Raw genomic sequence first — 12425 nt, 5'->3', positions numbered from 1 at the left:
GACCATGTCCAGACCTCGCCTGTCCGTCAGCCTGCTCTGCTACGGCGTCCTGCTGATCGGCTGCCTGCTCGCGGTCTTCCCGTACCTGCTGACCGTGCTGACCGCGTTCAAGGGCCCAGGGCAACTGTCCGAGACGATGCCGTGGGAGCCGGGCCTGCCGCCCAGCACCGCCGCGTTCGACCGGCTGTTCGCGTCCGGCTTCGGCGGCTACCTGATCAGCTCGACTCTGGTCACGGCCGGGATCACCGCCGGGCAGGTGGTCTTCGCGGTCCTGGCCGCCTACGCCTTCGCCCGGTTGTCGTTCCCCGGCCGGGACGCCCTGTTCTGGGTGTATTTGTCGACACTGATGGTGCCACCGGTCGTCACGATGATCCCGCTCTACCTGATGATGCAGAAGCTCGGCCTGGTGGACACCTGGGCCGGGCTGATGCTGCCCACGATGCTCGGTACGCCGTACGCGATCTTCCTGCTCCGGCAGTTCTTCCGCAGCATCCCCGCCGACCTGGAGGACGCGGCCCGGATCGACGGGGCCGGCCGGGTCCGGACCCTGCTGTCGATCGTGCTGCCGCTGTCCCGGCCGATCCTGGTCACCGTCACCACGCTCGCCGTGGTCGCGAACTGGAACAGCTTCCTGTGGCCGCTGATCATCACCAGCAGCGAGGACAAACGCCTGCTCCCGCTCGGGATCGCGCTGTTCAAGGGCGAGGTCGGGGTCGACTACAACGCCGTGATGGCCGGCAGCCTGATCGCCCTCGTGCCGCTGCTCGTGCTGTTCGTGTTCTTCCAGCGCTTCATCGTCCGCTCGGTCGCCGTCACCGGGCTCAAGTAGTTCAACGGAGGTCGTCATGTCACATCCCCTGTCCCGGCGAACCCTGCTCCGCGGTGGCGCCGGTCTGATCGGCGGTGCCGGCCTGGTCGGTGCGGCCGGCTGCGGCTCGTCCAGCGACAACACGGCCGGCGGGCCGGTCGAGCTCGTGTACCGACTGTGGGACGAGCAGCAGGAGGTCGGCTACAAGTCGGTCTTCGCCGCGTTCACCGCCGAGAACCCGGGCATCACCGTCCGGATGGAAGTGCTGCCGTGGGACCAATACTGGACCAAGCTCACCACCGAACTGGCCAGCGGCAAGGCGCCGGACGTGTTCTGGCTGACCGTGGAGAACTTCCCGGACCTGGCCAGCAAGGGCGTGCTCGCGCCGCTCGACGACCTGCTCAAAGGTGCCAAGCTCGACCTGGCGTCGTACCACCCGAACGTCGTCCAGTCGTACAAGTTCGAGGACAAGCAGCTCGGCGTACCGAAGGACCTCGGCGTGGTCGGGCTGCTCTACAACAAGAACCTGGTCGCCAAGGCCGGGATCACTATGCCGAAGGAGCTGACCTGGGCGCCGGACGGCAGCGGCACGTTCCTGGACGTGGCGCGGAAGCTGACCGTGGACAAGGCCGGGCTCAAGGCCGGGCAGAGCGGGTTCGACCCCGCGGCGATCAAGCAGTGGGGGTTCTGCTCGTGGAACCACAGCCAGACCCAGTGGCTGAACTGGATCGCCTCGAACGGCGGTAAGGCGATGGACGCGCCGTACGGGACCTTCGAGTTCGCCGGCGCCAAGTCCGTCGAGGCGCTGCAGTGGGCCCGCGACCTGGTCTTCAAGTGGCACGTGTCGCCGGACGGGACGCGGACGAACCCGCCGACCGGGCAGGCGACCGAGATGTTCTACCGCGGCGAGGTCGCGATGTTCCCGGCGAACAACGCGCTGCTGCCGTTCGCGCTGCCGGAGGTGAAGTTCCCGATCGGCGTCGCCGCGATGCCGGCCGGACCGAGCGGGCGGTCGGTGGTGATCAACGGGCTGGCCGAGGTGATGTTCGCCAAGACCAAGCACCCCGACGAGGCCGGCAAGCTGATCGCGTTCCTCGGGTCGGAGAAGGCACAGAAGCTGATGGGTGACGCGGGCTACGTCATCCCGGCACTGAACGACACGGCCGCGGGCTACTCGGCGTACTGGAAGAAGAAGGGGATCGACGTGCAGCCGTTCCTCGACTCCGCGGCCGGCAGCACGGTGAACATGCCGATCGCGGAGGGCTGGACGGCGAAGGTTGCCGACCTCAACAAGGTGGTCAACCAGCTGTACCTGGACAAGGGCGACGCCGCGAAGGTCGCCACCGCGATGGACGAGAAGGGGAACGGCCGATGAAGGAACTCACCGACTCCGCACCGGCGCTCGACGACACCGAGACGCTGCGGGCCCGCCTGTCCGACGAGGGCTACCTGTTCTTCCGCGGGCTGCTGCCGGCCGCCGTGGTGGACGACGTCCGGACGCGGATCGCGCGGATCCTGTTCGACAGCCACTGGCTCGCGCCGGGAACCAAGGCCGAGGAGCTGATGGCGTCGGACCGCGCGGTCGAGGAGGGATCGGCCGGGTTCTTCGGGGCCTACACGGCGATCCAGAGCACCGAGGCCTTCCACCAGCTGGCGATCCGGCCGGAGCTGCTCGACCTGTCCGCGCGACTGCTCGGCGAGCCGTCGTTCGCGCATCCCGCGCACATCTGCCGGATCGCGCCGCCCTCGCCCGGGGCCAACCCGACGCCGATCCACCAGGACTACCGGTTCATCCAGGGCTGCATCGACACGCTCACGACCTGGCTGCCGCTCAGTGCCGCTCCGCCCGAGATCGGTGGGCTGCGGGTGCTGTCCGGATCACCGCGGCTGGGAGTCCTTCCGGTGAAGCCTTCCGACGGGCCCGGGATGATGCGCGCCGAGGCGGACGAGGAGCACCCGGAGTGGCGTACGGCGACGTACCAGCCGGGCGACGTCCTGCTGTTCACGAGCCTGACCGTGCACGGTGCGATGCCGAACCGGACCCGGCAGCTCCGGCTGTCGGCGGACTTCCGGTACCAGGCGATCAGCGCGCCGATGGCCGTCGACGCGCTCGGGACCGGCAAGCCGCACTACCACCCCGACGTACCGGACTTCCCGACGCTGACCCGCGGCTGGTCGTCGACGGCAAGCATCGAGGTGCCACCGGGCGTCCGGTTCGTCGACCGCTTCGACCCCCGCCTCGACGAGGTACTGACCCCGGTCTCGCGGTTTGCCTGAAGGGGCACAGCGAGGGTTCTCCCCGATGTAGCGACCCACCGATCCAGTTAGTGTGCGTCATATAGTTTCTTTTGCACACTTTCTGGAGGCGGCGTAAATGTCCACAGCTACCGAACGGGCGGGGCGCGATGCTGGGCCGGTGCCGGTCGGGGAGCGGATCCTGGCGCCGGACCTGGCGCGCGGGTTCGCTCTCCTGCTGGTCGCGCTCGCGCACTCGACCGGGATCCTGAACCGGACCGTGCCCGGCGTGGACTTGTCGCCGCACGGTGGCGAGCAGGTCTTCTACCTGGTGATGTTCCTGTTCGTGCACGCCTGCGCGCTGCCGTTGTTCGCGATGATGTTCGGGTACGGACTGGTCCAGTTCGTACGCCGTCAGGACAGCCTCGGCGTCCCGGCGGAGCGGACCCGGGCCTCGCTGCTGCGCCGGCATCTCGGGCTGTTCGTGATCGGCGCGGTGCACGGGATCTTCCTGTTCGTCGGCGATGTGCTCGGCGCGTTCGCGGTGGTCGGCACGGTGCTCACCGTCCTGCTGCTGCGGCGCGGGAACTGGGCGTTCCGCGGATCGCTGGTCTACCTGCTGCTCGGCGGGCTCTACCTCGTCGTCCTTGCGGTGCAGGTCTACCCGACGATGTCCGGCAGCAGCACGACCGACGTACCGGCACCGGTGGACACGACCGCCGCGATCGCGACGTACCCGGAGTCGATCGTCGACCGGCTGACGGACTGGCCGGGCAGCACGCTGGTTCTGCTGACCACCATCCTGTTCGCCTGGATCGGGGCCTGGGCGGCCAAGCAGCGGATCCTCGACGAGCCCGAGAAGCACCGCACGCTGCTGCGCTGGGGAGCGATCGGCGGCTTCACGGTCGCGATCGCCGGCGCGCTCCCGATGGCGTTGACCGCGGCAGGCCTCGCCGGGCCGGACGCGGAGCTGGCCGGTGCCGCCAAGCAGCTGTACGAGGGAGCGGGGCTGTTCGGTGCGGTCGGTTACGCCAGTGTCTTCGGCCTGATCGGGATGCGGCTGTCCCGTGCGAAGCGCGACCCGCACACGATCCCTCCGGTGGCGGCGCTGGTTGCCCTGGGCCAGCGCTCGCTGACGTTCTACCTGTTCCAGTCGGTGTGCTGGGTGATCCTGCTGACGCACTACGGACTCGCCCTCGGCGAGCGGACCAGCAGTCCGGCGTACACGGCACTGGTCTGCGCGTTCTCGGTCTGGCTGGTCAGCCTGCTGGGCGCTTCGGTCCTGCAGCGGTACGGGCGGCGCGGGCCGGTGGAACGGCTGATCCGGTGGTTCACCCATGGTGGCCATCGGCGATGATCGGACCATGCGAGCCGAGACCAGATGAGCACTGACGATCATCCGGCCGACCTGGCGCGGCTGTGGCGGACCGGCGGTCCGTCCCGGCTGGGCCGGCCGGCCGAGCTCGACACCGAGCGCGTCGTCCGTACGGCGGTCGACCTGGCCGACCGCGACGGGCTCGACGCGGTCGCGCTGTCCAAGCTCGCGACCTCCCTCGGCGTGACGACGATGGCCCTCTACCGGCACATCGGGTCGAAGGACGAGCTGCTCGTGCTCATGCAGGACCTCGCCATCGGTCTGCCGCCCGACGTCACGGCGGACCCGGAGGACTTCCGCTCCGGCCTGCGGCAGTGGGCCGGCGCGATGCGCCGGATGTACGGCGCCCATCCGTGGCTGGCCGGGGTCACGCCGGCCTCGCCACCGCTCGGCCCGTACAGCGTGGCCTGGATGAACCAAGGGCTCGCGCTGCTGCGCCCGACGAAACTCGGCTGGAGCGAGAAACTCGCCGTCGTCGGTCTCCTCGGCGGCTACGTCCGCCAGGCCGCCCAGCTCGCCGCCGGATTCGCGCAGACCGGCGCGGACACCCCGGAGGCCGAGGCGCGGTACGGCCGCAGCCTGGCCCGGCTGATCGATCCGGCGACCTACCCCGAGGTCGCCGAACTCGTTGCCTCCGGCGTCTTCGGGGCGATGCCGGCCACGGCCGCCGGCGATCCGGCGGTGTCGCCGGAGTTCCTCTACAGCCTCGACGTGATCCTCGCCGGCATCGGCTGACTCCGCCGTCCGCCGGCTGACTCCGCCTTTCAGAGGAGGCGTCGTCCTTCCGGACGAAAAAACCGGGCCCTGTCCACCACCCAGCGTGGTCGCGGCGTCCTGATGGGTGACCTGTCCCCCACCAGGAGGTTCCTGTGCGCCGAAGGATCGTGCGGATGGCGGGGTGGTGCCTGGGCCTGTGCTTCGTCGTGGTGATCGGGACCGTCGCCGCGTTCTTCGTCGGCTACGCGCGGACCACGATCCCGGATCCGAACACGAAGTTCGAGGCGAACACGACGATCGTGACCTACGCCGACGGCCGGACCGAGATCGGTTCGTTCTACGAGCAGAACCGCAAGTCCGTCCCGCTCGAGGAGATCCCGCGGCACGTGCAGGACGCGGTGATCGCGGCCGAGGACCGCAGCTTCTGGACCAACGCGGGGGTCTCGCTGCCGGGGATGGCCCGGGCCGCCCTCGCGATTGCCCGCGGCAAGCAGTTGCAGGGCGGGTCGACGATCACCCAGCAGTACGTGAAGATCATGTACCTCACCCAGGAACGCACGATGAGCCGCAAGCTCGACGAGCTGTTCATCGCGACCAAGATCGGCCGGACCCAGGACAAACGCACGATCCTGGGCAACTACCTGAACACGATCTACTTCGGCGAGGGGGCCTACGGCATCCGCGCGGCCGGGCAGGCGTACTTCGGGGTCGACCACCCTCGGGACCTGACCGTGCCGCAGGCCGCCTACCTGGCGACCGTGCTCAACAACCCGACCAAGTTCGACGCCGACGATCCTGACGCAGGCCCGCTGATCCTCGGGCGCTACCGGTACGTGCTCGACGGGATGACGGAGCTGTCCACGATCACGGCCCGCGACAACGCCGTCTACCGCGAGGCCCTGCCACCGCTGCGGAAGAAGCCCAAGGGCAACCGGTACGCCGGGCCGACCGGCTTCCTGCTCGACCTGGCGCGCCGGGAGCTGGGGAAGTACGGGTTCGAAGGTGATCGGCTCAGCGGTGGTGGGCTGCGGGTGATCACCACCTTCGACGCCACGCTGCAGGCTCGAGCTGTCGCAGCGGTTGGCGCCGGGCGACCGCAAGGGGTGCAGGTCGGGCGGCCGCCCGGGATGGCGGTCGGGCGGCCGCCCGGTGTGCAGGTCGGCCTGGCCTCGATCCGGCCCGGTACCGGCGAGGTCGCAGCGCTTGTCGGTGGCAACGACTTCCTCGAGAGCCAGCGGAACTGGGCAACGCTCAAGGCGCCGCCCGGGCAGCTGCTGCGGCCGTTCGCGATCACGGCGGGACTGACCGATCGCAGCCGGCCGTTCGACGTACCGTCATCGGGGAACTCGGTGAACAAGGCGTTCTTCCGGCTCGTCGACGCGCGGCGTGGGCACCTGGTCTCGACCGCCGCCGAGAACGCCGGCGTCCCGCCGATCCCTCCGGCCGATCGGGCCGCGCCCGGCCTCGGCCCTGACGCGCTGGCGTCTCCGGTGGATCTTGCGACGGCGTACAGCACGTTCGTCGCCGACGGGCGGCGGGTTCCGGCGCATGTGATCAAGGAGGTCCGGGACTCGCGCGGCAAGGTGCTGTGGTCGGCCGCGAAGCATCCCGGTCTCAAGCCTGTGCGGGCCTTCCCGTCCGAGATCGCCCAGCTGACCGGCAAGGTGGTCGGTGAGGGCCGGGCGACGACTGCCACCGGGCTGAGCATCGAGAAGCGCCGGCTGAACGCCAAGTGCCGCTGCCGGGCGCAGAAGGGCCTGCAACCGCTCGCTTCCTGGTACGTCGGCTTCACGCCTGAGTTGTCGACCGCGGTGGTGTATCGAGCCGGCTCGCAGGGCGAGTCGGCGCTCCCCGCGAAGGGCGCCGACCAGTGGCCGGTCCTCACCTGGGCCGCGTACGCCGGCGCCCCGGTCCCCGCGGGCCGCTGACGCCGGCACCCGCGCCCCGCCGCCCCCGTGCCCCGCCGCACCCGCGCCGCGCCGCGCCCGCGCCCCGCCCCGCCCCGCCTCGCGCCCACCCTGTCAACCACTCGATCCCGAGCCCTAGCGTCCGAAGAAGCCGCATGCGTCCGAAGAACCCGAGGCTATAGGCCTCGGCAATTCGGACGCATCGCGGAACTTCGGACGCATCGCGGAACTTCGGACGCATCGCGGAACTTCGGACGCATCACGATTCTTCGGACGCATCGGCGCGGTGGAGGCGGGTCTCGGCCTGGTCGAGCAGGGCGGTGAGGGCGACGGGTGGGTGGTTCCACAGGAGCTCGGCGCGGGCGTTGTGCAGGGCGGGCCAGAGGCTGGCGGCCCAGGCGACCTCGAGCTCGTCGCGGGTGAACGTGCCGGATTCTTCCTGGTAGGTGGTGAGGAAGGCTTCAGAGCTGTCGAGGGGAGCCAGCGTCGGGACCTCGGTGCTGGCGAAGGCGCCTGCGGCTGCTCCGACCAGGGCTGCTTCGGGGAGCCAGGCGATGCTGTCCCAGTCGTGGACCATGGTGGCGTGCCAGCGGAGGTTCTGGGCCTCCCAGTCGGCGTGTCCGAGGACGTGCGGCAGCTCGGTGGCGGCAAGCAGACGGCGGCGGGCTCGAGCGGCGATGGCCAGCAGGGCGGGCGGCAGGGAGTCCGCGCCGGGGCGGTGGTCGTGGAGAGCGTTCGGCGGCCAGTGGCCGGGGCCGGTGTGGTCCCAGTGCACCCACTCGGGGTTCGGCAGCGGCGGCGGAAGCCGGATCAGGCGGGTCACCGCGGTGACAGCGGCGTACAGGCGAGCCGACCGGCGGGCCGCCTCGATATCGATGCCCTGGGCAACCTCTCCGCCCGGCGACCACTCCTCGGCATGGACGGCGAGACCGTCGACCAGCGTCGCCTCGGTGAGTGGCCGAGGGCACGGAAGACCGGCGTCGGCGACTGCACGCTGGACCGCCAGGCAGGTCGGCACGCGGTTGGTGGGATCGGGACGGGACTTGATCACGACCTCGCGACCGTCGTCGAGCCTCAACGCCTGGACCTCGGACATCACGCTGGCCGACAGCAACTGCTCGACCGGCGCGGCGCCCAGCTCGCGCGAGCACCACTGCCTCAGCCACGGATCGAATCCCATGGCGACACTCTTGCACCAGACCGGTGCGATGCGGAGACGATCGATCGGCGGCGACACGCTGCTCACCGCGGCCGGCGGCAAGCCCGGCGAGGATCGTGACCGCGCCGCCGATGCCGTCGTACTTGGTGATCACGCTCGACCCGTCGACTTCCTCGCAGAGGAAGCACGCCGGCCGGATGACTCGGCGCCCGTCGCCGCGCGCCCGGCGGCGGGTTCGCTCGGCCGGGATCAGTACGGCCCGAAAACCCACTGGGACGGGGACTTCGGGTCGTCACCGATCCAGAAACCCGCCCACAGCTCGCGGAACTCCTCGCGGGTCAGGTGACCGTCGCCGTTCAGGTCGAGCTTGCCGAACACGTCCGCGACGCCGTCGGCCGAGCCCTTCCAGGCCTGGACGACCTGCTGGTGCTCGGCCAGCGCGATCCGGTCGTCGCCGTTCTGGTCGACGGCGTCGAACATCGCCTCCGCGGTCGCGTACACCGCGTCGTCGATCTCCGGCAGCTTGTCGACCACTGTCATCAGTTCGTCGAGCGACACCTTGTCGTCGTGGTCGGCGTCGGACAGCGAGGCGACGGCCGACCACCAGCCCATCATGATCGCCCGCATCCGGTCGTGGTCCTCGGTGCCCGGCTCCCAGCCCCGGATGCCGACCCAGCGTGCGGTCAGCGTCTCGAAGTCGGACTCCTCCAGATAACCGTTGCCGTCGGCGTCCATCGCGTGGAACACCCCGGCCACCTTCTGCCGCTGAAACTCACTCGCCATGCGCTCTCCCCTTTGCTCCGCTCCCGGTGGTCCGTTTCGGACGCTACGCGAGGGCCGGCGAGTACGCGCGCTGAGCAACTACCGGTTCGCGTCGTGGAGAAAACCCCTGGTCGTTGGAGAGAAAAGCCGGGGTTGACACCACAAAAACTCGTGGCCCAAGGGCTATTGAACCGGGGGTCGGCCAAGAGAAGAGAGGAGTAAGCCGACCGGAGGCTAAGGCTGCCAAAGACGAGGGTTTGGGCAGGGACCCGGTCGGTTGTCGGAGTGCTTGGGACGGTGCCGACTTGGGGCCGGGGCGCAGGCCCGGGGGCCCGGGCCGGGCCGGGGGCCGGGGCGCAGGCCGGGGCCCGGGGGCCCGGGTCGGGGCCGAGGCCGGGGGCCGGGGCCCGGGGGCCCGGGTCGGGGCCGAGGCCGGGGGCCGGGGGCCCGGGGGCCCGGGTCGGGGCCGAGGCCGGGGGCCGGGGGCCCGGGGGCCCGGGTCGGGGCCGAGGCCGGGGGCCGGGGGCCCGGGGGCCCGGGTCGGGGCCGAGGCCGGGGGCCGGGGGCCCGGGCTGGGGGCCGGGGGCCCGGGCTGGGGGCCGGGGGCCCGGGTCGGGGGCCGAGGCCGGGGGTGGGGGGTGGAGGTGGAGGTGGAGGTGTGGAGGCGGGGCCGGGAGGCGGTGGATGGAGGCAGCGGGAGGCGGACCGGCGGGAGTGGCCCCTGCACACTCCCGACGGTCCGGTCTCTCGATCAGTGCGGCCAGGTGGCTTCGGTGACCTGGCCGCTGGTGACGGCGACGGTGAGTTGGATCGGCCCGTCGGGCATCACGTACAGGTCGTACGTGCCCTCCGGTACGTCGGGGAAGACCGCCGAGTGGATGGTCGTGCCCTCGGGCGACGGGCGCGGGACGACCGCGACGTGCGGCAAGTGGTGCTCACCGTCGCCGTGCCCGTGCCCATGCCCGTGCCCGTGCCCATGACCGTGCCCGTGAGTCACCGGTACGCCGTGCGGCCGGCGCTCGATCTCGATGTCGTTGAGGGCCGCCGGCATCGTGACGACGATCGCGCCGATGCCGTCGCCGATGTCGAGCAGCACCGAGGACCCCTTGCCCGCATGGGGATTCTCCTCGGCGTTGGTCAGCGGCTTCGTCATGAGACGGCCGGGACGCCCGGCTTGGACTGGTAACCGCCCGCCGGCGTGCCGAGGTACGGGAACACCTTGAGGTAGTCGGAGTTCGTGTTCGACGTACCGTCCTGCACCGCGGAGGCAGCCCCGTCGGGCTTGTAGGTCGGGTCGACCAGCGGAATCGTCAAGCCCGCGACAGCGCGGATCTCGACCGTGACCACGTCGTCGAAAACCCTGCGCCCGTTGGGGAATCCGGCCGCGTCACCGGCGACCAGGCCGAGCGGGTTCGGCGTCTTCGCCGGCGGGACGGCGACGTTCAGCCGCAGCATGTCGGCCTGCACCGGACCGGTGTAGTTCTGGAAGCCCGGTACGACGCCCTTCGGGATCCCGGTCAGCAGGATCGCCGCGAGATCGGCGCGCGGCTTCTTGTACGCCGCCAGGTTCGGGAACACGCCCGGGTAGAGCACCGGCAGCAGCCCGGCCAGCTCCGGCTTGGTCACGTACTGCGCGTACCGCTTGTCCTCGCGCGGCGGGCGGCTGTTCCACTTGTCCTTCTCGGCCATCGGCACGATGACCTCGTTGAACAGCGGGTTCCCGAGCCGCGAGACCTGCTTGTACGGGCCGTGCCACAGCGAGAGTCCGAGCAGGTCGTCGAAGATCTTCGACTGCTGCCGGCTCGCGGTCGCGTAGACACCGATGACGGACTTGGCGTCCATCACGTCCTTGGGCGTCTTGCCGTCGCGGGTCAGGTCCGAGATCGGCACCTGCAGCGCGATCGTGTGCACGTTCGAGCCCTGCAGCCCGTTGACACCCATCGCCGCGGCGGACGGGATCAGGTGCGCGGCCTGGAACGGGCGCAGCGTTCCGAGGTCGAAGATGCTGCCCAGGTCGGCGAAGAAGCCGTCGGCGCGCTGGCCGGCGAACACCTTGCGGTTCGTGCCAAAGGTATGGATGGCCTCGCCGGCGAGCTTGGCGTAGTTCGGCGTACTGCGGGGGCCGACGTTGACCGGTGGGGCGGGAAGCTCACGGGCCAGGATCCGGGAGCGGCCGTCCTCGACCCGGGTGACCGAGTAGTACTGCGGCCGGTTCCAGGTGGTGTCCTTGATCGAGGTGATCGGGCCGGTGTTGTAAAGGAAGGTCTTCTTGTTCCGGATCTCGGCGTGGAAGCGGAACTGGTAGCTGATGTCCGCCTTCCCGTCACCCTCGTTCGAGATGTGGATCTGGTACAGCACGTCGTCGCCGAACTCGTAGAAGTTCGGGCCGCCGAACGGGTTCTGGAACGGGATGAAGTTGGCGATGATCGTCACGGTGTCCGGCTTGTCCGGGCTGACGAACGCGTAGACGTCGGTGTTGTCGGCGACCGGGTCCTTGGAGATCTCCGGTGCTTCGCGGTGAGACGACATGGTCAGATTCCCTTCGCGCCGGCGAGGCGGGCGGCCAGCTCACGATCGGTCACCAGGACCTCACGCTCACCGACCATGATCGCCATCTGGCCGGACTTGACGTCCTTGACGTGGACAACGAACGACTCGGCGTCGGCCAGGTCGCTCGCTTCGAGCTGGGGCGTTGCCGCCTCGGCGGCCCGGTCGCTGAAGATCTTCGGCGCCGCGACCGCGCCGACCGCGGCCGCCGTCCCCGCGCCCGCGAACACCAGGAATCCGCGCCGTGATGCGTCACTCATGACTGTCCCTTCCCTCCGTACAGCCCAAGCGCCGACTCCTGCCGACGCAGTCGCAGTTGCGACCCAGTCGCATATGTTGTGATCTGGATCACAATCGCAGCCGCAGGGCCTTCGGAGCAGCCCGGCGGGCGGATGGGTGGGAGTTCGCAAGAAGTGGTTCTTGAAAGCTGAACCACTCAGGACGCACAGAACCCGCGCGCCGGAGCGGCGCGCGGGTTCTGGTGAAGCCGTACGTCAGACGGTCGGGTATCCCGGCTCCGCACTGCCGGCCGCGGTACCGAACCGCTCGGCGCCCTTCGGGTCCGGGCCGTGGCCGTTCTCGCCCGCCGTACCCTCCTGGATGGCGAAGACGAGCAGCACGATCCACCCGATGATCGGGATCAGACCGATGAAGATCCAGAACCCGCTCCGGTTGGTGTCGTGCAGCCGCCGGACCATGACACCCAGCGACGGCAGCAGCACGAGCAGCGAGTAGATCCCGCCCAGGAGGCCTGTTCCCGAGCTGTTGTCCGTGCCGATCAGGCGGTCGACGACACCCAGCACGATGGAGATGATCGTGCTGAACAGCGTGAACATCCAGAATTCCTTGCGGCGCGCGCGACCGCTGAACACGACGTACTTCTTCAGGACATCGAGGTACCACTGCATTACCGAA

At 70.0% G+C, this 12425-nt stretch carries 12 protein-coding genes; 6 read left to right on the top strand and 6 right to left on the bottom strand.

Translation table 11 applies throughout. From position 1 onward, the window contains the following. Nucleotides 1-4: 4 nt before the first annotated feature. From HDA39_RS41130 to HDA39_RS41105, 6 genes are all read left to right on the top strand, one after another. Nucleotides 5-829, top strand: coding sequence for a carbohydrate ABC transporter permease (locus HDA39_RS41130; RefSeq protein ID WP_184805043.1), 825 nt, complete (start codon nucleotides 5-7; stop codon nucleotides 827-829). A gap of 16 nt (nucleotides 830-845) precedes the next feature. Continuing rightward, on the top strand, nucleotides 846-2183 hold the full coding sequence (locus tag HDA39_RS41125) for an ABC transporter substrate-binding protein (RefSeq protein ID WP_184805040.1): 1338 nt from the start codon (nucleotides 846-848) through the stop codon (nucleotides 2181-2183). Then, on the top strand, nucleotides 2180-3085 hold the full coding sequence (locus tag HDA39_RS41120) for a phytanoyl-CoA dioxygenase family protein (RefSeq protein WP_184805037.1): 906 nt from the start codon (nucleotides 2180-2182) through the stop codon (nucleotides 3083-3085). Before HDA39_RS41125 ends, HDA39_RS41120 begins: the two co-directional genes overlap by 4 nt. Nucleotides 3086-3182: 97 nt before the next feature. Beyond that, nucleotides 3183-4400 carry a DUF418 domain-containing protein gene (locus HDA39_RS41115; protein ID WP_184805034.1) on the top strand — a complete coding sequence of 406 codons (1218 nt, stop codon included), beginning with the start codon at nucleotides 3183-3185 and terminating at the stop codon, nucleotides 4398-4400. Between the two features lie 24 nt (nucleotides 4401-4424). After that, nucleotides 4425-5153, top strand: a complete 729-nt coding sequence (locus HDA39_RS41110; RefSeq protein ID WP_184805032.1) for a TetR/AcrR family transcriptional regulator — start codon at nucleotides 4425-4427, stop codon at nucleotides 5151-5153. Between the two features lie 134 nt (nucleotides 5154-5287). Continuing rightward, nucleotides 5288-7063 carry a transglycosylase domain-containing protein gene (locus tag HDA39_RS41105; protein WP_184805027.1) on the top strand — a complete coding sequence of 592 codons (1776 nt, stop codon included), beginning with the start codon at nucleotides 5288-5290 and terminating at the stop codon, nucleotides 7061-7063. 238 nt (nucleotides 7064-7301) lie between these two features. On the opposite strand, the gene HDA39_RS41100 is transcribed toward HDA39_RS41105, so the two are convergent. The 6 genes from HDA39_RS41100 to HDA39_RS41075 all read right to left on the bottom strand — a co-directional run bounded on the left by HDA39_RS41100 (nucleotide 7302) and on the right by HDA39_RS41075 (nucleotide 12418). Further along, nucleotides 7302-8222: a phosphotransferase gene (locus HDA39_RS41100; RefSeq protein WP_202893284.1), complete on the bottom strand. Its 921-nt coding sequence runs from the start codon at nucleotides 8220-8222 to the stop codon at nucleotides 7302-7304. Nucleotides 8223-8450: 228 nt separating this feature from the next. Next, entirely contained in the window at nucleotides 8451-8984 is a 534-nt protein-coding gene (locus tag HDA39_RS41095) for an EF-hand domain-containing protein (RefSeq protein WP_184805024.1), read from the bottom strand. Nucleotides 8985-9714: 730 nt separating this feature from the next. After that, nucleotides 9715-10116: a hypothetical protein gene (locus HDA39_RS41090; protein ID WP_184805021.1), complete on the bottom strand. Its 402-nt coding sequence runs from the start codon at nucleotides 10114-10116 to the stop codon at nucleotides 9715-9717. Continuing rightward, nucleotides 10113-11492, bottom strand: coding sequence for a DUF4331 domain-containing protein (locus tag HDA39_RS41085; protein ID WP_184805018.1), 1380 nt, complete (start codon nucleotides 11490-11492; stop codon nucleotides 10113-10115). The genes HDA39_RS41090 and HDA39_RS41085 overlap by 4 nt, the downstream gene beginning before the upstream one ends. A gap of 2 nt (nucleotides 11493-11494) precedes the next feature. Further along, nucleotides 11495-11770, bottom strand: a complete 276-nt coding sequence (locus HDA39_RS41080) for a twin-arginine translocation signal domain-containing protein (protein WP_184805015.1) — start codon at nucleotides 11768-11770, stop codon at nucleotides 11495-11497. A 234-nt stretch (nucleotides 11771-12004) separates the two neighbouring features. Next, nucleotides 12005-12418 carry a DUF805 domain-containing protein gene (locus tag HDA39_RS41075; protein WP_184805013.1) on the bottom strand — a complete coding sequence of 138 codons (414 nt, stop codon included), beginning with the start codon at nucleotides 12416-12418 and terminating at the stop codon, nucleotides 12005-12007. Between the last annotated feature and the right edge of the window lie 7 nt (nucleotides 12419-12425).

Origin of the sequence: Kribbella italica (assembly GCF_014205135.1) — a bacterium.
GTDB lineage: Bacteria > Actinomycetota > Actinomycetes > Propionibacteriales > Kribbellaceae > Kribbella > Kribbella italica.
The sequence above is the reverse complement of the archived record's forward strand: the minus strand, read 5'-3'. Positions and strand labels throughout refer to the sequence as shown.